The sequence below is a fragment of the Glaciimonas sp. GG7 genome (assembly GCF_052976905.1).
Genome location: NZ_JBRIIQ010000003.1, coordinates 87,616 through 108,799 on the forward strand (window position 1 = coordinate 87,616; position 21,184 = coordinate 108,799).

Consider the following 21,184-nt stretch of genomic DNA (forward strand, 5'->3'; position numbering starts at 1 on the left):
AATATCCCAGGCCCCCTGCCGCATACCGCATTGCCCATGACGAGTCCTGGTCTGTTGGTCACCTTCAGGAATAAACTATTTCACACCGACACGCGACAGAAGTTGCTTGCCTTTGCCAGCCTGATGGTGCTGATGATCTTTTTCAGCATCGCTTCTCCTAACTTTCTGCAAACTGACAATATCGTTAGCATTCTGCAATCCACGGCGGTCAATGGCGTGTTGGCGATTGCCTGCACCTTTGTCATTATTACTGCAGGCATCGACTTGTCTGTGGGCACACTGATGACTTTTTGTGCGGTGATGGCGGGCGTATTTTTGGTCTATTTAGGGTTGCCGATTTACGTTGGGATTGTTGCTGCGATCTTTTTCGGGGCACTGTGTGGTGGCACCTCGGGGGTGCTGATTGCCAAGCTTAAAATACCACCCTTCATCGCGACCTTAGGCATGATGATGCTGCTCAAAGGTTTATCGCTAGTGATCTCTGGTACCAAGCCCATTTACTTCAACGATACGCCGGGATTTACTTCCATTTCGCAAGACTCATTGATTGGCGATCTGATTCCCGCTTTGCCGATTCCTAACGCGGTGTTGATTTTGTTTCTGGTGGCCATTGTGGCCGGTATCGCGCTCAATAAAACCATGTTTGGTCGCTATACCTTTGCGCTGGGTAGCAACGAAGAGGCGTTGCGCCTCTCTGGCGTGAATGTCAATTTCTGGAAAATCGCGGTCTACACAGTCAGCGGTGCCATCTGCGGCATTGCCGGTCTCTTGATTGCTTCGCGCCTGAACTCTGCGCAACCGGCGCTGGGACAGGGTTATGAACTTGATGCCATCGCAGCGGTGGTCATCGGCGGCACTTCGTTGTCAGGCGGGACCGGGACCATTCTTGGCACCATTATCGGTGCCTTCATTATGAGCGTGCTGATCAACGGCTTACGCATGATGTCTGTTGCGCAAGAATGGCAAACCGTAGTGACTGGCGTAATTATCATTCTGGCGGTCTACATGGATATTTTGCGCCGCCGAAAACAGTGACGAATTGTTCGCCATTGATCTTGTTTTACATCACATAAATGCAGCACAAAAAGGAGACTTAAAATGATGAAAAAAAGAGCATTACAGATTGCCATCAGCTTGACAGCGGCATTGGGTTTTAGCAGTACAGTGCTAGCGGAGGAAATTTATATTCCCCTCATTTCGAAAGGCTTTCAGCATCAGTTTTGGCAAGCGGTGAAGTCAGGCGCCGAGCAAGCGGGGAAAGACTTGCACGTGAAGGTCACGTTTGAAGGCCCCGAAACCGAGGCGATGGTCGATAAACAGATTGATATGTTATCGGCTGCGCTGGCCAAGAAGCCTAAAGCGATTGGTTTTGCCGCCCTCGACAGCAAGGCTGCTTTGCCGTTGTTGAAGAAAGCACAGGCAGCGCATATTCCGATTGTGGCTTTTGACTCTGGTGTTGACAGCGACATTCCCGTCACCACCGCGGCTACCGACAACAAAGCTGCCGCAGCAGTGGCGGCTGATAAGTTGGCGGAGTTAGTGGGTAAGGAGGGTGAAGTTGCTGTCGTGGCGCATGATCAAACCAGTCGTACCGGCGTTGATCGACGTGATGGGTTTGTGGAGCGGATGAAGAGCACTTATCCAAACATAAAAATTGTCAGCATTCAATATGGCGCAGGCGATCAACTGAAGTCGACCGAGATCACCAAGTCTATTTTGCAAGCCTACCCAAAACTCAAAGGCATCTTTGGTACCAATGAAGGTTCGGCAATTGGTGTACTTAACGGTGTCAAGGAAATGAAACGCAAGCTGGTGGTCGTAGGCTATGACTCCGGCAAGCAACAGAAGGACGCTATCCGCGATGGCAGTATGGCTGGCGCAATTACGCAAAATCCGGTCGGCATTGGTTATAAAACAGTAGAGGCGGCAGTGAAGGCGCTCAAGGGTGAGAAGCTACCTAAGATGATCGATACCGGATTTTACTGGTATGACAAGAGCAACATCAACGATCCGAAGATTGCAGCTGTTCTTTATGATTGAGTGAGGCTATAAATAGTGGGGTGAGCATGTTTGTGATCACCCTACAGATCTGATTTTGAGTGTGTCGGTCACAGCGTTCTGCGTTCACCCGATGCATCATTTATTGAAATCGATGAAAGTCGGAAAGTAAGTCAGGCCGCATAAACGTTTATACCTCGTTGCCTCTCCAGGTCGTGGAGTCGTACTATCTGCGTTTAGGCATTCTTGCCTAAATAATGATGCGGCCTGACTTATTAATGAACACTATCCATTATTTTTTATATGTTTAGTCGATAATAATTGCCATCGATCATGTTTATCAGTTATAAAGATGTTTAAGCAAGAAGTCGGTCGGATAATAGGATGCTTAGTAGTGTGAATCTTAAGTATTAAGTATCAGATAACACTTATTTATTTTTTTTAGTGTAATTCGATATTTTCCGTTATAATGCGGAATCGTTTAAGATTCGAGCTAGTGGTGCAGTATTTGTCTGTCATTCCTTTCTTGCTTTAAACGATCTAACGGGCGCAAGCCCAACTTAACTGAAATAGGAAATGTAATGGCAACTGGTATTGTTAAATGGTTCAATGATTCAAAAGGTTTTGGTTTTATCACTCCTGATGAAGGCGGTGAAGATTTGTTCGCACATTTCTCCGCTATCCAATCTAACGGCTTTAAGTCGTTGCAAGAAAACCAACGTGTTTCTTTCGAAGTTACTGCTGGCCCTAAGGGTAAGCAAGCTTCGAACATTCAGCCTATCTAATAGCTGAATTAAAGCATCTACTAAAAATCCTCGGTGCGCCGGGGATTTTTTTCGTCCTTTTTTCCCTTCGCATAGTTGAGAAAATAACGAAGTTTAAGTCGGCTCTATCAAGAACGAATGATGTTTAAAACTTCTCAATATTTAAGCCAGCACACCTTGATGCGATTTTGAGAGTAATTTTCCGGTTTCCTCAATGATTTTTGCTGTGACATATGTGGCATATCTCCAACGATCTTCCGAGCCCCCATCCCCTGCAGTATCAACATCTGGTAAACACTCCTCCTCTTTTGAGTCTGATTCGGAAAGCATAAAATTGCCCAATGGAAATGATGATGATGCTCAAACCCGCCAGGTATGAAAAAACTTCATGTGATTGATGAAAAAGTTTTGGCGCAACGCCGCGGATTTTGCGGATAGTACGTACTGATTTTAAAAATCACCCTGTTGTCAGGAAGTTGTAAGGGTGGGCTGAAATGCTGCGTTGTCTGTTATTTTTTTGATGTTAAATTAAAGCGCAGAGTTTGACCACGTCGCTCAGAAAATCGAAAGACAAACACCCGTAAATTCAGTGTTCTCAGAGTAATTTGCGGGTTCTTTTAAATATTGCTGCCAAGATAGTATTAAAAAATACCAAGCAGCCAATATCAATAATAAATAAGAGGAAAGAGGAAGACGCCATGACATATAAAACTAACGTATTTGTAGCTGCTGCACTGCTCACCTGGTCGCTAGCTGGTGTCGCAGCCGAACCAATTAAGATCGGCGTGACCGGACCATTCACTGGCGGCTCAGCCCCAATGGGCGTTTCCATGCGTGACGGCGTCAAACTGGCCGTTGCTGATATCAATGCCAAAGGTGGCGTTTTAGGTCGTCAACTGCAGTTGGTTGAGCGCGATGATGAAGCGAAAAATGAACGCGGCGTGCAGGTAGCGCAAGAATTGATCAATAAAGAAAAAGTTGTCGCCACCGTTGGTTTCGCTAACACCGGCGTCGCACTCGCATCGCAACGCTTCTATCAAGAAGCCAAAATTCCAGTAATGAATAGTGTCGCCACGGGCAGCATTATTACCAAGCAGTTCCTCGCACCGGAAAATAAGGACAATTACATTTTCCGTACTTCTGCAAACGATACGATTCAATCCGGTATGATTGTTGACGAAGCAATCGGCCGCCAGAAATACACCAAAGTAGCTATTCTGGCCGACTCCACCAATTACGGCCAACTCGGTCGTGAAGATTTAGAGAAGGCGCTCTTGGCCAAAGGCATCACGCCGGTCGCCGAAGAAAAGTACAACCTGAAAGATGTTGATATGACCGCGCAATTGCTGAAGGCTAAGCAGGGCGGTGCACAAGTCGTATTGACTTACGGAATTGGTCCAGAGTTGGCACAGATCGCCAACGGTATGGAAAAACTGAATTGGAAAGTACCAATTATCGGCAGCTGGCCACTTTCGATGGGCAACTTTATTGACAATGCAGGCAAGAATGGTGAGGGTGCGCGCATGCCGCAAACTTTTATTCAGGATGGCAATACGCCTAAGCGCAAGGCTTTCATTGAAGCCTATCAAAAAGCCTACAAAACTGACCGCATGCCTTCAGCTGTATCTGCTGCTCAAGGTTACGATTCGATCACTTTGCTGGTAGCCGCCATTAAACAAGCTGACACCACAGACGGAGCGAAAGTACGTGAAGCGCTGGAAAATCTGAAAGAGCCAGTCGAAGGCGTCATTACTACTTACAAGCAGCCTTACAGCCACGATGATCACGAGGCGATCAAGCCGGGTATGGTGATGATCGGTGAAGTCAAGGGCGGCCGAGTTGTGCTAGCCAAGTGATGTTAGCAAAATACGTTCACCGGTCATATCGGATGAACGTATATTGACGATCAGGCCAGTCCTCCACGTGGGACTGGCTTTTTTTCTTGCCATCTACAGGCAATTGCTCTCTTTCGTTATCTTGGATAAATATCATGGAAATTCTTCTCCAGCTAGTTTTGAGCGGTATCGCCTTAGGCATGATCTACGCGGTCATCGCTTTCGGCTATCAACTCACTTTTGCCACTTCAGGCACCCTCAATTTCGGCCAGGGTGAGGCCTTGATGCTAGGCGCGCTGGTCGGTCTCAGTCTGGTTGGCAATATTCACGGTGGTCCCTATTTAAATTACTGGTTGATGATTCCGGTCGTCATTTTGTTTGGCGCGTTGCAAGGCGTTGTCGTCGAATGGATAGGCGTGCGCCCGGCGATCAAGATCAAGTCTGAATTCGGCTGGATCATGTCTACGATTGCACTGGCAATCATCTTCAAAAATGTCGCCGAAAATATCTGGGGCAAAGACGATCTGACTTTCCCTTCACCATTGAGCGCCACGCCATTTCAGGTATTTGGCGCCAACGTGCAACCTATGCAAGTCGTCGTCGTACTTGGCGCACTGGCCATGATGCTGGCAGTCGAGATGTTCAATCGCAAATCAATCTATGGCAAAGCCGTGGTCGCTACATCTAATGATCGCGATGCAGCCGGGTTGATGGGTATTAATACCAGCATGGTCATTACGTTCTCCTACGCGCTATCGTCGGCGACGGCTGCTTTCGCTGGCGTACTGGTCGCTCCTTTGACTTTGACGGGCGCAACGATGGGGACAGCGCTAGGTTTGAAAGCATTTGCGGTAGCCATTATTGGTGGATTGACTTCCGGCATGGGTGCCATTGTGGGTGGTTTGATTCTCGGTATAGCCGAAACATTAACTGGTTTTTATATCTCAACAGGCTACAAAGAAGTACCAGGACTCGTCTTGCTGCTGTTGGTATTAGCCATCAAACCTGCCGGTTTGTTTGGTAAAACTGCGATCAAGAAAGTATGACGATGAACAAAAAATCATTTGCACTGGCCGCGCTAGGGATTATCGCGCTGGGCGTTTTCCCGTTGGTATTCCATAACCCGTACTACATCCATCTCGCGGAAACGATCCTGATCTACGCCATTTTATTATTTGGCCTCGATATCGTGGTCGGTTACACCGGGCAGGTATCACTCGGTCACGCCGGATTGTTCGGTATCGGTTCCTACACCACTGGCGTATTGGTATTCAAACTAGGCTGGCCGTTTCTGTTAGCGCTGCCGTCCAGTCTGGCAGTAACCGCTATATTCGGCGCGATTCTGGCGCTCCCGGCATTGCGGGTGACCGGGCCGTATTTGGCGATGGTCACGCTGGCATTCGGCACCATCATCGGCATTCTTATCAATGAAATGTCGTTTCTCACTGACGGCCCGATGGGTATCAAGCTCACCAAGCCGGTGTTCTGGGGTCACAAGCTTGACGAGGTCGAATATTTTTACCTGGTCGCCGTTCTGATGGTATTGGCGATGTTGATGGTCCACCGGATACTCAAGTCGCATCTTGGTCGTGCTTTTCAAGCCCTGCGCGACAGCCCGATAGCCTCCGACTGTATGGGCGTCTCGGTGTATCGCTATAAGGTCTACGCCTTTGTCATTAGCGCTGCATTAGCCGGTCTGGCAGGGAGTTTGTATGCGTATTCAGAAGAATATATTTCGCCCAATACCTATAACTTCGAGCTAACGATACTATTCCTGCTTGCCGTCATCATGGGTGGCCGTAAAAGCCGTATCGGCTCACTCATCGGTGCATTAATTGTGGTGATGTTGCCGAGCTTGCTGTCAGACATCGACTTGTTCCGCCAGATTGCCACAGTGATCGCCGTGGTAGGCGTAGCTGCAGGCGCATTCCTGCTATTGAAAAAACGCAAAACTGCGCGTGAGCTTGCTGTGCCGGTTATCGCCACCATTTGTATGGCGATATTTTCGTATCGTCTGGAGAATATTACCGACTGGCGCCTGACGATATTCGGCCTGATGACACTAGGCGTTGTGTATTACCTGCAGGACGGCATTGTTGGTTTTGTGCGCGGCATGTTTGCAAAAAAAGGGAGCGCTAAGCTGAATCAGCCGGTAACCGTTTCCGCCAATGCAGACAACGTTTGGGCAGCAAACAAGGGCACGCTGGCAATCGGCGAGAACTTACTCAGCGCCAGGCAAGTGCTGATGCAGTTTGGCGGACTCAAAGCATTGAATCAGGTTGATCTCAATATCGTCAAAGGCTCGGTACACGGACTGATTGGCCCCAACGGTTCCGGCAAAAGCACCATGATGAACGTGCTCACCGGTATCTATAAACCCACTGCCGGCGTAGTGGAGTTTAATGGTCGGGTCATCTCTGGCAACACGCCATCGGCAATTGCATTAGGCGGCGTTGCCCGGACTTTCCAGAACGTGCAGTTGTTCGGTGAAATGACCGCAACCGAAAACGTGTTGGTCGGTCTGCACAATACCTTCCGTAGCAATATTCTCGACGTGATGTTCAACAGCCGCCGTTATCGGGATGAAGAGCAAGCCGCACGGGTACGCGCTGCCAGTATTTTGGAATTTGTCGGCCTCTCCGAGTTGGCCAATGAAGAGGCACGCAATCTGCCTTACGGCAAACAACGCTTGCTGGAAATCGGACGCGCACTGGGCTTGAATCCTGAACTATTGTTACTCGATGAACCCGCCGCTGGCTTGACTGCGCCAGATATTCTGGACCTGATCGCCATCATTAACAAAATCCGCGATCACGGCATCACCATTATTTTGATCGAGCATCATTTGGATGTCGTCATGACGATTTCAGATACCGTGACTGTGTTGGATTTCGGCCAGAAAATATCTGAAGGAAAACCTGCCGCAGTTCAAGCGGATCCTTTGGTGATCGATGCCTACCTTGGCGGCAGCGCTGGCGAACCGGATGCGGTTGCCAGCCACGTCACCCCATTAACTGCCAATGAAGCGGGGGCCTGACATGCTTTCAATTTCCAATCTACACGCAGGCTACGGCAAAGTTGAAGTGCTGCAAGGCATTTCGCTAGAGATCCCTAAGGGTAAAGTAGTGACCTTGGTCGGCTCCAATGGTGCCGGCAAGACCACTACTATGCGCGCCATCTCCGGCATGATCAAGCCCACTCGCGGCACTATCATGCTCGATGGCAAGGACGTCACCGGGCTCGATTCGCACAAAATTGCCCGTGCCGGACTGGCCCATTCGCCCGAGGGACGGCGCGTCTTTGCGACCATGAGTGTGACCGATAATTTGCTGCTAGGCGCGTTTCCACGCTTCACCAAAGCGCGACCACGCGGCGATATCGCGCACGATCTCGAGAAAGCGCTGGAGCTGTTCCCACGCCTCAAGGAACGGCAAACGCAACTCGCCGGAACCTTGTCCGGCGGTGAGCAGCAAATGCTGGCGATGGCGCGTGCGGTGATGCTCAATCCAGAAGTGATTTTGCTCGATGAGCCGTCTATGGGACTTGCGCCGATTCTGGTGGAAGAGGTATTTCGCATCATCGTGCGGCTTAAAGAGCAGGGCATCACGATGCTGTTAGTAGAGCAGTTTGCCGCCGCTGCATTGAATGTTGCCGACTACGGTTATGTACTTGAGAACGGACGTATTTCGGTGCATGGTCCTGCTGAAAAACTCCGCAATGATCCGGCCGTGCAGGCAGCTTATCTGGGTGGCGGGCACTGATTAGTATCTGCACATACGCTAACCAACGAAATCGGCCCCTGCCTCCGAGATGAGGCAGGGGCCGATTTTATTCTTTCTCCGGAAATGTCAGTCTATAACTCAGGCCGGTTTATTACTTTTAGAAGCCATCCATCCGCTGCCCAACACCACCACCATGGCAACAACGTAAGCAAGATAAGTCAGCCAGGAAGCACTATTCCAAAATGCCGCAATCAGCGGTTCAGTCGTTATCATATGCACAGCGGTGTAGATCAAAATTCCCGCACCGATATAGATTGTGACTGGAAATTTCTCAATCAACTTCAATGCCAACGTCGATCCCCACACCATGATCGGCACAGAAATCAACAAGCCGATGATGACCAGAAATATGCTGCCATGCGCCGCGCCAGCGACGGCTAAGACATTGTCGATCCCCATGACGGTGTCAGCAATGATGATGGTTTTCAAGGCTGCCGCCATACTGGTGATTTTGCTGCCATCGATATTGTGATCATTGGACGCGCTGAGCAAACGATAGGCAATCCACAACAGGGCCGCGCCGCCGATGAGCAATAAGCCGGGAATTTTCAACAGCCAGACCACGGCGATCGTCATGATCACACGCGTCACAACGGCACCCAAAGTGCCCCAGATAATCGCTTTTTTACGTAAATGATCCGGCAAGTTGCGGGCCGCCATCGCGATCACGATGGCGTTATCGCCCGCCAGCACCAAATCGATGACGACGATAGATAGCAGCGCCGCAAAAAATTTCGCAGCATCCCAATCGGCCATGCCGAGCATTCCTAATAAACTTGAAACATCCATACAATCTCCATCAATAGTTCAGCAAAAGGGTAAACCAATACACCTCGGACAAAACAGGGAGCCATAACAGGAGTAGCGAGGAGAGTTCACGACGCAATGCCTGCATGGAGTCCATGCTGACAAAGGTCTTGCTCAACAGATCATTGCAATCTGTCAGGGTAACCGGGCGCAAGCGTTGTGCTTGTTCCGTGATGACGACTACCGTGTAAAACGTTGCTGTCGCAGATCCAATCCCGACGACACCGTTAGAGAGCTACTCCCCTTTGGAGGGCGCAATACCAGTTAAACAATTTTGTAAATCTGGCATCACAAGTGGGCAAGTTTACTACAAAACGCTTGTGTATAAATGAAAGCGCTGAAAATGTATAAAAATCAGCCCTTACGCCAATAATCCCTTTGCGCATACGCGTGACGCAAAAAATCCACAAACGCCCGTATCCGTAATGGCAAATGGCGACGTTGCGCAAATACGGCATAAATGTCATTGCCGGGTGCGGCAAATTCGTCCAGCACCGTCACCAATTGACCGGAGGCGATTTCAGCACCCACTTCCCACATCGAGCGCCACGCCAGACCTTTGCCATTAATCGCCCAATCGTGCAATACCTGCCCATCATTACAAAACAGATTACCAGCCACTTTCATCGTCACCACTTTGCCATTGTGCCGAAAAGTCCAACCGCGCTGGCTACCGTCGCTACTCATTGCCAGACAATTATGTTTCGCCAGATCATCCAATGATTGCGGCTTGCCATGCCGTTTGATGTAGGCGGGGGAGGCCACCACAATGCGCTGGTTATCGGCCAGTTTGGTGCCGATCAGGGACGAGTCCGATAACGAGGCGATACGGATAGCAACATCAATCCCCTCGCCAATCAGATCGACCACCCGATCATTCAAATTCAGCGTCAGCGTGACATCGCGATGTTCTGCCAGGAAAGACGGCATCAACGGCGCGACGTGTTGTCGTCCAAAACCTGCCGGTGCAGAAATGAGCAAATGGCCGCTTGCGTGAGCACTACGTTCAGAGACCGCTGCCTCTGCGTCTTCGAGGTCTGACAAAATACGCTGGCAATCCTCCAAAAAAGCATCACCCTCGTTGGTGAGTGCGATTTTGCGCGTAGTGCGTTGCAATAATTTGACGCCAAGACGTTCTTCCAGCGCATCCAGACGGCGTCCGATCATGGCCGGTGCGATGCCCTCGGCCCGCGCCGCAGCCGACAGGCTACCGCGGGCGGCGACCTCGACGAAGGTTGAGATTTGCTTGAACTGATCCATCTTGAAATCCTTACAAATTAAGGCTATCTGTGACTAAAACGCATAGATCCTATGATAATAGGTTCCACCTATGATGATTAAGTTTAAATATACTTATTAACGTAAAAATCAAACAATGCCATTCCCCATTTCACATATTGAATATGGTGCAATACCGAATGTAGCAGTGCACAATATGGCAGCTTAGCGAAAGCAGGATCGCCTAAAGATTTCAAAAACCCGCAACATCATCTCGAACAACAGGAGCCAGCTCATGACACAAGCAATACAACTGCCAACAGGAATGGAAATTAACGGCGCCATGCAAGCCGGATACGCAGAAATTCTGACCCCGGACGCACTGGCGTTAGTCGCTAAACTCAGCCGCGCGTTTGAGGCGCGCCGTCAGGAATTGCTGGCGTTGCGCGTGCAACGTGCTGCCCGCCTTGATGCAGGCGAGCGTCCTGACTTTCTGCCGGAAACTGCGCATATTCGCAACGGCGACTGGAAAATCGCCCCGATTCCACAAGCGCTGGAATGCCGTCGCGTAGAAATCACCGGTCCGGTCGAGCGCAAAATGGTCATCAACGCCTTCAACTCGGGCGCAGACAGCTACATGACCGATTTCGAAGATTCCAATTCGCCAGTCTGGGACAACCAAATCACCGGCCAGATCAATCTGCGCGACGCCATTCGCAAGACCATCTCGCTGGAACAAAACGGCAAATCCTACAAACTCAACGATAAAGTTGCGACCTTGGTTGTCCGCCCACGCGGCTGGCATCTGGATGAAAAACACGTGCTGGTCGACGGCAAACGTGTCTCTGGCGGTATTTTCGATTTCGCCCTGTTCATGTTCCACAACGCCAAAGAACAACTCGCACGCGGTGCGGGTCCTTACTTCTATTTACCAAAGCTCGAATCGCATCTGGAAGCGCGTTTGTGGAATGATATTTTCGTCATGACCCAAAACGAACTCGGTCTGCCACAAGGCACGATCAAAGCCACGGTCCTGATCGAAACCATCCTGGCCGCCTTCGAAATGGACGAAATCCTATACGAACTGCGCGAACACAGCTCGGGCCTCAATGCCGGTCGTTGGGATTACATTTTCTCTTGCATCAAAAAATTCAAGCTAGACAAAGATTTTTGTCTGGCCGATCGTGCCAAGGTCACCATGACCGCGCCGTTCATGCGCTCTTACGCCTTACTGCTGTTGAAAACTTGCCACAAGCGTAACGCCCCGGCAATTGGCGGCATGGCCGCACTGATCCCGATCAAAAACGATCCGGAAAAGAACGACATCGCCATGGGCGGCGTACGTACCGACAAAGCGCGTGATGCAACCGACGGCTACGACGGCGGCTGGGTTGCCCATCCGGGTCTGGTTGAATTGTCGATGGCGGAGTTCAAAAAAGTCCTGGGTGACAAGCCGAATCAGATCAGCAAGCAACGCGACGACATCAACGTCACCGCCGCCGAACTGCTCAACTTCAAACCAGAAGCGCCGATTACCGAAGCCGGTTTACGTTACAACATCAACGTCGGTATCCACTATCTGGGCGCATGGTTGTCCGGTAACGGTTGCGTGCCGATTCATAACCTGATGGAAGATGCAGCGACGGCAGAAATCAGCCGCGCCCAAGTCTGGCAATGGATACGCTCCACCAAAGGCGTGCTCGATAACGGTCAGAAAGTCACCGCTGCAATGGTGGTGGCGATGATTCCGGAAGAGTTGGCCAAGGTCAAAGAGCTGGTTGGCACAGGCGCTACGTATGATCGTGCGGCGAAGATATTTGAAGAAATGTCGACTTCGGACACGTTTGCTGAGTTTCTGACGTTGCCGCTGTACGAAGAAATCTGATTGTATTTATGCAGTCAAAAAGCCGATCTCAGGATCGGCTTTTTTATTGTGCGCCCGGCTTGAACGCTTATCTGGTTAATGCGTTCAAGTATCGCTCGTAACCCGCACGCAACTGCTGCGCCGTCGCATTGAGTAACGTGATGGCGATGTCGTCGACATGACGCTGCGTCCATGATTCCAGACGTGTACCTTTAACCCATTGATTGAAGGCACCCAAGGCCGGTCCGGTATGCACCTGGTAATTCACCAGATCGTCCAATGAGGCGCTAAAGGCTATGCGGGTCGAATAGCCGAAATACCACCGAAACACCAGCCCCATACGATACTTGGCATTGCTTTGCGCCTTCGCAATATCCTGCGTTCGTCCCGCTGCTTGCAAGTATTCCAGGGTCTCCTGCCATACCTGCGCCAAACTACGTTTGAAATAGCTGCGCTCAAGCTGCGTTTTGAGCGCGTCGGGAATCTCATCGAGAGTTTCGTAATGGCTATACAGCGCAAATAGTTTGTTAGCCCGCATCGGAAACAGCAGCCCCTTCTTCAGTACCTGCACCCGCGCGCCAGTCTCAAACATATCACCGGCCGGGGCGTATGCCATGTCATGGATGCCAGCCTGTTGCAGCAGCGTCTTCACCGCATCGGTGGCACCGGACTCGACCGTGCATTGGTTGATCGAACCGGTCAAAATAAAATCGGCGTCCATCGCAAAGGCCGCCGCCGCCGCTGTTGGCGTACCGATGCCGCCAGCTAACCCCACACATACGGGTTCCTGATAGTGGTATTGATCGACAATGGACTGTCGCAGCAATTGCATCGCTGGCAAAAGGATAGTCGGAATGCGTCCATCGGTATGACCGCCAGAGTCGGCTTCGACGCAAATATCGTGACTCATCGGCACCTGTTGCGCCAACGTTGCCTGCTCGGCAGTGATGGCCCCCTCTTTGCGCAACGCTTCGACAAGGTAGGCGGGGGCCGGGCGCATAAATGCCTCAGCGACTTCTAATCGAGAGACCTTGGCCAGTATCCGGTGAGCGCATTGAATACCCGCCGCACCGCGACTGAGCCCTGTGACGCGAAACAAAACTAAGGCGAGTGTTATTTGCATAAATGCAGCCGCTTCGATATTGCGCACGCCGTACTGTAAATAGAGTTCAACCGTGGCGCGCTCCTGCGCTGGCAGCGCATGATCGGCCAATAGATTCACGCCATACGGCGCACTGTCACCGAGTTGTGTCGCAATAGTCTGAATTGCCGTTTCAATCGTCTTCAGAGCCAGGCCACCCGTGCCCAGATAACCGATCATGCCCGCGCGCGCCATCCGAATAACCAGCGCGGCGGACGCCGTACCGCGGTACATCGCGCCTGCTACGTAGGCGTACTTCAAATCGTAGCGCTGACGAAAAATCTTGCTACCAAGCGATTGCGCCTCGAAGGTGGGTGTTGCAGCGACGATCGTTTCAATCGGTGGCTCCGGGGTGTTGGTCATCGCTACCAGTGTCTCCTCAATCAAGGGAGACTCGGTACGGCGTATCTCATCAACCAATTTGCTTAGCACTGAACCGCCGATACGATTGGGCTCTGCGCCCATTTCTACATAGTCGAAGTGGCCCAGGCCCATCAGGTAACGGATGCTATCGATCCACTGGACTGAACTGGTGATTTGTCGGGCCAGACACGCGGCAACTTGTCCGGGCCGATAGGGGCGGGCGGTCACATTGGCAATAACCGGAATGACCGGGTCAGCGAAAGGTATATCTTTTAAAAAAGTAGCGAATGCCTGTTGCGCATCATGCATGTAACGCGAATGGAACGCTGCACTCACGTTAAGTACGATGCAGCGCACCTTATCAGCATGAAGTGCCTGCACCTCGACCGTGTTGAGGAGCTTTGCCACGGCATCAATCGCGGCCTGATCGCCAGCAATCACCGATTGCGTAGGCGAATTGATATTCGCTAAATCGATGCTGTCGAGCTGATGTTCGCGCAGCAACGCCAGCAGCGCATCAGCGCGCATACCAACGACTGCGGCCATACCGCCACCGTTGGCCTCGCCCATCAATTGTCCGCGCTTTTGGACGATGCGCAGACCAGTCTCGAAATCAAAACATCCCGCCGCATGCAGTGCACAAATTTCTCCAAGACTGTGTCCTGCCAGCGCATCGACGGCTATCCCCTGCTCACGCCAACGGTAATAGCGCAAGACATTGACGACGTACAAAGCGGGTTGGGTGTATTGCGTCAGACGTAAACGATTCTCAGGGTCCGTGACGCACAAAGTATCGATGGCGTATCCAAGAATGGAGGATGCGATTGCCGTCCATTGCGGATAAGCGGCAAACAGATCTTTTCCCATCCCTTTATATTGCGCGCCCTGGCCGGGAAAAAGTAATACGTTCATGAAGGTCTCTCTGTTCTGCACATTTTTGCACCAGGCAAAACGTGGTGAAACGGCAAAAGTGTGGCCGAAAAGATAAACGTTAATTAAGATTTTTCTTAACGGCAATGTATTTCCAAGTAGTAACACTCTATTAAATCAACTAAGAAAAATCTGTATTTTGGGACAATATTTATTCCTATATTCGATATGCAATTTGAGAAATATCGTTCTATTTTTATTAATATTTATTGGCGGATAATATGGAAAACAATCTTTTTCCCGAAAAAAAACGTGATCAATCAGCGCTACGCGATACTCCCGCTGCCGGTGACGATATAGCGATTATCGGTATGGCATGCCGCTTCCCCGGTGCACCAAATTACAAGGTGTTCTGGGATAACCTCAACAATGGGGTATCGAGCATCGCGGAAATCCCTGATGAACGTTGGGACAAGGAAAAATATTACGCCCCGGTCAACGCCGAGAACGCCCATACCAGCGTGAGCAAATGGGGTGGCTTTATCGATGATATGGATTGTTTCGATCCCGCCTTCTTCCATATCTCGCCGCGTGAAGCCGAACTGATGGACCCGCAACAGCGGATCATGCTCGAATTGAGCCAGAGCTGCATAGAGGATGCCGGATATAACCCCAAAGAATTATCAGGAAGTCGGGTCGGGGTCTATATCGGCGTATGTAATTTCGATTATAAGGAAATACTCGAAAAAACCGTCTGGCCGGCACAAGGACACATGTTGACCGGTACTTACGCCTCCATCATCCCCAACCGGATTTCCTTTCATTACAATTTTTCCGGCGCGAGCCAACCGGTTGACACCGCCTGCTCCAGCGCATTAGTGGCGTTGCACGAAGCGGTGCACGCATTGAAACGAGGCGAGTGCGAATCCGCTTTAGTGGGCGGCATAAGTCTGCTGTGCACTGTCGAAAAATTTGTCTGGACCTCAAAAAACGGCATGCTTTCCGCTGATGGGCAGTGCCATACTTTTGATGAAAGCGCCAATGGCTACGTCCGTGGCGAAGGTGCCGGGCTGATTATGCTCAAACCCTTGCAGCAGGCGATCAACGATGGTGACACCATCCACGCAGTCATTCGAGGAAGCGCAGTCAATCATGGTGGGCACGCACCAACCCTCACATCACCGAACGCATTCTCGCAAGCCAAGGTGATAGTGAGCGCGCATCGTAACGCTAACGTGTCGCCCGATACCATCGGCTACATTGAAGCGCATGGTACCGGCACGCCCAAAGGGGACCCGATTGAGATCAATGGTTTAAAGCGTGCTTTCTCTCAGCTAGCAAAACATTTTGGCACGCCCCTCAACGAGGCAAGCTGCGGCATCAGCGCTGTGAAGACGAATATCGGCCACCTCGAAGCTGCCGCCGGTATTGCGGGATTGATCAAGACATTGTTAGCGATGCGGCACCAGACGCTGCCACCGCTACTTAATCTGAAACAGTTAAACAGTCGTATCAATTTTCAACATAGCCCGTTCTACGTCGTCGGGGAAAGCCAGCCCTGGGCGGTCATCAAGGATGCGCAAGGTGATCCATTGCCGCGTCGCGCTGGCATCAGTTCGTTTGGCTTTGGCGGGGTGAATGCGCACGTTGTCCTGGAAGAATATGTGGCGCCTGCGCGGGTCGCAACACCCGTAAAGGGTCCGGTATTAATCCTGCTGTCGGCACGTAATACAGCGCAATTGATGTTGCAGGCAGCGCAGTTACTCAGCCATCTGGAAGCGCATGACGTCAATCTGACCGATCTGGCCTACACCTTGCAAGCCGGGCGCGAAGCGTTTGCCATACGACTGGGATTTATTGCGCACACGCAAGAAGAATGTAAGGACAAACTACGCGCCGTACTCGCTAATCAGATGGCCGAGCAACAGGTGTATCAAGGACAGGTCAACGACGATGGTAAAGAGTGGGCCGCCACCGAAGATATGGTACAGACGGTGCAGAACTGGATTGCCAAAGGCAATCTGACGAATCTGTTGGGTAAATGGTTGCAGGGAATGGCCGTGAGCTGGCCCGCACTCTACGGCGTAGTCACACCACAGCGCATCAGCCTGCCCACCTATCCGTTTGCAAAAGAACGTTATTGGGTAGCGCAGGTAAATAGCAATACGGCACAGCCCGGACAAGGCGCGCCGTTGCATCCGCTGGTTCACCGTAATACATCGACCTTAAGCCAGCAACGGTTTAGCACCACGCTCAGCGGCGAAGAATGGTTTTTGCGTGACCATGTCGTCGCAGGCGAGAAAGTCTTGCCTGGGGTAGCGCAACTCGAATGGGCACGCGCTGCATTGGCATTGGCGAACGCGTCGAACGCGTCGGACAGTGCGGGCATCATCGAATCCATCGTCTAAGAACCTATTCAAAATCTTTTTGCCAATGAGGCTGAAATTATGTATTTTGTTTAAATGCGAAAAAAATACCCAAGCGATATAAGCCGCGAGATGTTTGAACAGATAGCGCCGCTCTTGATGAGTGCTCGGAAGCGAACGAAGCCACGGAAAATTGATGTGTACGACGTATTTTGCGCGATTCTGTATCTACTTAAAAGCGGGTGTCAGTGGGATATGATTCCAAGCGACTTTCCGAAGAAGACCACGGTGTATTACTACTTTCAACTATGGAAAGAGAAGCCGTCGGAAGATGGACTAAGCCTGCTTGAGCAGGCTTTAAAAAAATGTAGTTGGCGTGGTCCGCATCAGCAATGGACGGAGCGCGTTGACCACGTTCGTCATCGTTGATGCGCAAAGTGTTAAAAATACGGATACGGCAAAGTACAAGGGATATGACGCCGGTAAGAAAGTATCGGGTATCAAGCGCCATATTGCGGTTGATACCCAAGGCTTACCGCATGCGATTTCAGTGACAACGGCCGATGTGACGGATAGAAAAGGCGCTTTGGAAGCGCTGAGACGACACAAAAAATCATTATCCAAAGTCGTTAATATGCTAGCCGATGGAGGGTATACCGGAGAGCCTTTTGCCGATGGCGTACGCGAAATATTGGGAGCATCCGTGAGCATCGCCAAACGCAATGAGCTTCATACCTTTGCTGTGATGCCTCAGCGTTGGGTCGTGGAACGCTCTTTTGCATGGCTTGAGAAATGCAGAAGGCTGTGGAAGAACTGTGAACGTCAACTTAACACCAGCCTTCAGTTCGTCAATTTGGCATTTCTCGTTTTGCTCTTGAAAAGATGTTGAAAAGATTTTGAATAGGTTCTTAAAAGAGGTGACGTGGCTACGGCCCCTGAAGGTAGCGACATCGCTGGAAGTCCACATCACGTTAGAAGTACAAGAAGACGGCGACATCACCTTTGACATCTTCAGCACGCAGGATGACGCTGTCCAGATATATAGCCAGGGGCGCGCCGAACTACTTGAAACGACCGTAGCAGAAGCGCCGCGGATCGATGTAGTCGCTGCGCGCCAGCAATGCACAGAGCACTTAACGCAGGCCGCCTGTTATCCGCTGTTTGCCAAACAAGGGGTCACGCTTGGGGCCAGTTTTCAGGTATTAAATGCCCTGCAAACGGGGGCGGGTATCGCCGTAGGATCGTTATCTGTTCCTGGGCAAGCTGCGCCGGGCTATACCTGGCTGCCGAATCTGGTGGACGGTGCAGCACAGACCGGCGTGTGGCTGGCGTCCGATGGCGCAGTGGCGTTGCCGTTTGCCGTGAACCGCGTAGAGCAGTGGGGCGTGTTGCCGCTTGAAGATGCATGGGTAGTAGCAAAGCCAGCCGCTAACGACAGCCGCGCAGTGCGCAAGCTCGATATCGTGATCGCCCACGCTGATGGACGGATAGCGTTGCGGCTAAGCGGCTTTAGCGTGCGCGCCTATGAGGTAAAAGCACCCGCCGAGACAGTATTACTGGCATCACAATGGTCGGTACAAGCGCTGCCATCGTCAGCGATAGCAATACCGCCGACGGGGTCAAAATATGCCCTGCACAGAATTCTGTTGGCTGACATGGGTGAGCCCGACAATGCAACGATAATCGATCACCTTGCAGCGGCGTTGCCTGACACCCAATGCACCCGTTTGATGGCAACCGGTACGCTCGCTGTGCGCTACACGCACTATGCGCAGCAACTACTTGAGCAGCTACAGCGCGATGTCGTCGCGCATCCGGGCAAGCCGATGCTGATCCAGTTAGTGACGCCCAATGACGGCGAGGCCGCAGTGCTGCAAGGCTTGGGCGGGTTGTTGCGCAGCGCGCAGCAGGAGTATCCACAGCTATCCATCCAAATGATGGCGATGGAGGCCGATGTCTCAGCGTCATTGCTGGCACAACGGCTGCAAGCGGAGGCGGTGTTGCCCACGCCTGTCGTGCGCTATGTCGAGGTACAGCGCGAGGCACAGCGCGAGGTTGCTGCTTTAGCCTTGCTGGAGACGACGGACGTCGCTGTGCCGCCGTGGCGCGATGGCGGCGTCTATCTCATCACCGGTGGTCTGGGTGGTCTGGGACAAATTTTTGCCAGCGCTGCGGCACAAGACCGCAAGCCGGTATTGATACTGACCGGACGCAGCGCACTGACGCCGCTGCTCAACGATCAATTAGCGGCACTGCGTGGATCAGGCGCGCGCGTGGCTTATCACGCTGTGGATGTCAGCGATACGGCAGCGGTAACAGCGCTGGTCGCCAGTGTTGTGGCCGAGTACGGGCAACTCAACGGCGTCATCCATAGCGCCGGTGTACTGCGCGATGGATTATTGGCGACCAAGACCGCACACCAGTTGCGTGAAGTATTCGCATCGAAGGTGGCCGGACTGGCGGCACTGGATCAGGCCACGCGCAATATTGCGCTGGACTGGTTCATGCTGTGCTCATCGATTGCCGGGGTAATGGGTAACGCCGGGCAGACCGACTATGCGTCAGCCAATGGATTTATGGATGCGTATGCGCAGTATCGTCAAGATTTAGTCGCGCAGGGACAGCGGCAAGGTCGCACGGTCTCGGTGAGTTGGCCGCTGTGGGCCGAGGGCGCGATGCAGGTCGACGCAGCCACGCGAGAGCAGATGCAACGCAGCACGGGATTTGTGGCCTTGCCGACGCAAGATGGTCTCACTGCGCTATCTCATGCGTTGACGCAGAACGCCGTCCACGTAGTGGTCGGATATGGCGACAGGACGCGGATGCTGGAACGTCTGCGATTGGCGCGTGCACAGCAAGCGCTGCCAGCGGCGACACCTAAAGTTAACTTGTCTGAGGGGGCCGTCAACGTGCTGCAGACACAAATAGCGCAGGCATTAACAGGATTGATTTCAGGACAATTGAATATTGCATCGGAACATTTGGAGCCTGAGACACCATTGGCTGATTTTGGCTTCGATTCGATCACGCTGACGACGTTCGGTAATACGCTAAATAGCACCTATGGATTGGCTTTAAGTCCGACCATATTTTTTGAATACCCGTCGATTGCGAAGCTATCGAGTTATTTGCTGCGGGAGCAGCGTACGGCGATGGAAAAATCGTTCAAAACAACAGAAGATGCAGCAACCGTAGACGCAGATTCCTCCATCAATACCAATCAACATCCCACGCCAGTGGCGAAATCCGCACCACTTTCGGCACGGTTTCGGCGCGCGCATGTGGCCGTTTCTCCCGCGCCAGCCAACATTGCCGCCGAACCCATCGCCATCATCGGCATGAGCGGCTGCTTTGCCCTGTCTGAGGATGTTGACGCCTTATGGGTAAACCTGATGGCAGAGCGTAATTGCATTACTGAATTGCGCCCGCAACGCTGGGGCAATGCTGCTATACCGACGGTGCGTCATGCGGGAGTGATTGAGAATATGGACATGTTCGATCCGCTCTTCTTCGGCATATCGCCGCGTGAGGCACAAGCGATGGACCCGCAGCAGCGCTTGTTGATGACCTATGTGCATAAAGCGATAGAGGATGCAGGCTACTCAGTCCAAAGTCTGTCGGGAAGCGCCACGGCATTGTTGGTAGGGACTGCAAGCACGGGTTATGCCAACTTGCTGGAACAATCGGGCGAGCCGATTGCCGGCCATAGCGCCCCCGGAATCGCTTGCTCCATCGGCCCTAACCGGATGAGTTACTGGCTCAATTGGCACGGTCCGAGCGAGCCGATCGATACCGCTTGTTCAAGTTCTTTGGTAGCAGTGCATCGCGCTGTGGAATTGCTGCGCAGCGGGCAATGCACACAAGCGGTCGTTGGTGGCGTCAATACCTTGTTGTCGGCATCGATACACGAGAGTTTTACCCAGGCTGGCATGCTAGCCCCTGACGGGCGTTGCAAAACGTTCTCAGCGCAAGCAGACGGCTATGTGCGCGGCGAGGGCGCAGGGATGTTATTTTTAAAACCGTTATCCGCCGCCGAGCGCGATGGAGACCATATCTATGGCGTCATCAAAGGCAGCGCCACCAATCACGGCGGGCGCGCCCATTCGCTGACCGCTCCGAATCCGCGTGCGCAGGCCGATCTGATCAAGACCGCGCTGCGGCAAGCGAACGTCGAGC

At 51.9% G+C, this 21,184-nt stretch carries 14 protein-coding genes; 11 read left to right on the plus strand and 3 right to left on the minus strand.

All coding sequences use genetic code 11. From position 1 onward, the window contains the following. Window positions 1-36: 36 nt before the first annotated feature. The 7 genes from ACVBEF_RS02140 to ACVBEF_RS02170 all read left to right on the plus strand — a co-directional run bounded on the left by ACVBEF_RS02140 (window position 37) and on the right by ACVBEF_RS02170 (window position 8,358). Window positions 37-1,035, plus strand: coding sequence for an ABC transporter permease (locus ACVBEF_RS02140; RefSeq protein ID WP_447122306.1), 999 nt, complete (start codon window positions 37-39; stop codon window positions 1,033-1,035). A 63-nt stretch (window positions 1,036-1,098) separates the two neighbouring features. Next, window positions 1,099-2,040, plus strand: a complete 942-nt coding sequence (locus ACVBEF_RS02145) for a substrate-binding domain-containing protein (RefSeq protein WP_447122291.1) — start codon at window positions 1,099-1,101, stop codon at window positions 2,038-2,040. 539 nt (window positions 2,041-2,579) lie between these two features. Next, complete coding sequence (locus tag ACVBEF_RS02150) at window positions 2,580-2,783, plus strand: cold-shock protein (RefSeq protein ID WP_010398811.1); 204 nt, start codon at window positions 2,580-2,582, stop codon at window positions 2,781-2,783. 677 nt (window positions 2,784-3,460) lie between these two features. Next, window positions 3,461-4,618, plus strand: a complete 1,158-nt coding sequence (locus ACVBEF_RS02155) for an ABC transporter substrate-binding protein (RefSeq protein ID WP_447122292.1) — start codon at window positions 3,461-3,463, stop codon at window positions 4,616-4,618. A 134-nt stretch (window positions 4,619-4,752) separates the two neighbouring features. Continuing rightward, the gene (locus ACVBEF_RS02160; protein ID WP_447122293.1) at window positions 4,753-5,643 is read left to right on the plus strand and encodes a branched-chain amino acid ABC transporter permease; all 891 of its coding nucleotides are present in this window, start codon (window positions 4,753-4,755) and stop codon (window positions 5,641-5,643) included. Continuing rightward, window positions 5,640-7,634 carry a branched-chain amino acid ABC transporter ATP-binding protein/permease gene (locus tag ACVBEF_RS02165; RefSeq protein WP_447122294.1) on the plus strand — a complete coding sequence of 665 codons (1,995 nt, stop codon included), beginning with the start codon at window positions 5,640-5,642 and terminating at the stop codon, window positions 7,632-7,634. The genes ACVBEF_RS02160 and ACVBEF_RS02165 overlap by 4 nt, the downstream gene beginning before the upstream one ends. Window position 7,635: 1 nt before the next feature. Then, window positions 7,636-8,358 carry an ABC transporter ATP-binding protein gene (locus tag ACVBEF_RS02170; protein ID WP_447122295.1) on the plus strand — a complete coding sequence of 241 codons (723 nt, stop codon included), beginning with the start codon at window positions 7,636-7,638 and terminating at the stop codon, window positions 8,356-8,358. 99 nt (window positions 8,359-8,457) lie between these two features. Here the strand turns inward: ACVBEF_RS02170 and ACVBEF_RS02175 are convergent, their stop codons facing one another. Further along, window positions 8,458-9,144, minus strand: a complete 687-nt coding sequence (locus ACVBEF_RS02175; RefSeq protein WP_447122307.1) for a TerC family protein — start codon at window positions 9,142-9,144, stop codon at window positions 8,458-8,460. 396 nt (window positions 9,145-9,540) lie between these two features. Then, window positions 9,541-10,446 carry a LysR family transcriptional regulator gene (locus ACVBEF_RS02180; RefSeq protein WP_447122296.1) on the minus strand — a complete coding sequence of 302 codons (906 nt, stop codon included), beginning with the start codon at window positions 10,444-10,446 and terminating at the stop codon, window positions 9,541-9,543. Window positions 10,447-10,699: 253 nt separating this feature from the next. On the opposite strand from ACVBEF_RS02180, the gene aceB reads away from it, so the two are divergent. Then, window positions 10,700-12,289 (plus strand): malate synthase A, encoded by a 1,590-nt coding sequence (aceB, locus tag ACVBEF_RS02185; protein ID WP_447122297.1) that lies wholly within the window; start codon window positions 10,700-10,702, stop codon window positions 12,287-12,289. A 67-nt stretch (window positions 12,290-12,356) separates the two neighbouring features. Here the strand turns inward: aceB and fabD are convergent, their stop codons facing one another. Next, entirely contained in the window at window positions 12,357-14,684 is a 2,328-nt protein-coding gene (gene fabD / locus ACVBEF_RS02190; RefSeq protein ID WP_447122298.1) for an ACP S-malonyltransferase, read from the minus strand. 239 nt (window positions 14,685-14,923) lie between these two features. Here fabD and ACVBEF_RS02195 point away from each other — a divergent pair, with 239 nt between their 5' ends. The 3 genes from ACVBEF_RS02195 to ACVBEF_RS02205 form a co-directional block, all read left to right on the plus strand. Next, entirely contained in the window at window positions 14,924-17,050 is a 2,127-nt protein-coding gene (locus ACVBEF_RS02195) for a beta-ketoacyl synthase N-terminal-like domain-containing protein (RefSeq protein WP_447122299.1), read from the plus strand. Between the two features lie 54 nt (window positions 17,051-17,104). Then, window positions 17,105-17,897 (plus strand): IS5 family transposase gene (locus ACVBEF_RS02200; protein WP_447121918.1). Its coding sequence is split into 2 segments (ribosomal slippage): window positions 17,105-17,374 and window positions 17,376-17,897, totalling 792 coding nucleotides; the frame shifts between segments, so codons are not numbered across the junction. Window positions 17,898-17,904: 7 nt separating this feature from the next. Further along, window positions 17,905-21,184, plus strand: a 3,280-nt coding sequence (locus tag ACVBEF_RS02205) for an SDR family NAD(P)-dependent oxidoreductase (protein ID WP_447122300.1), incomplete at its 3' end; no start/stop codon positions are given.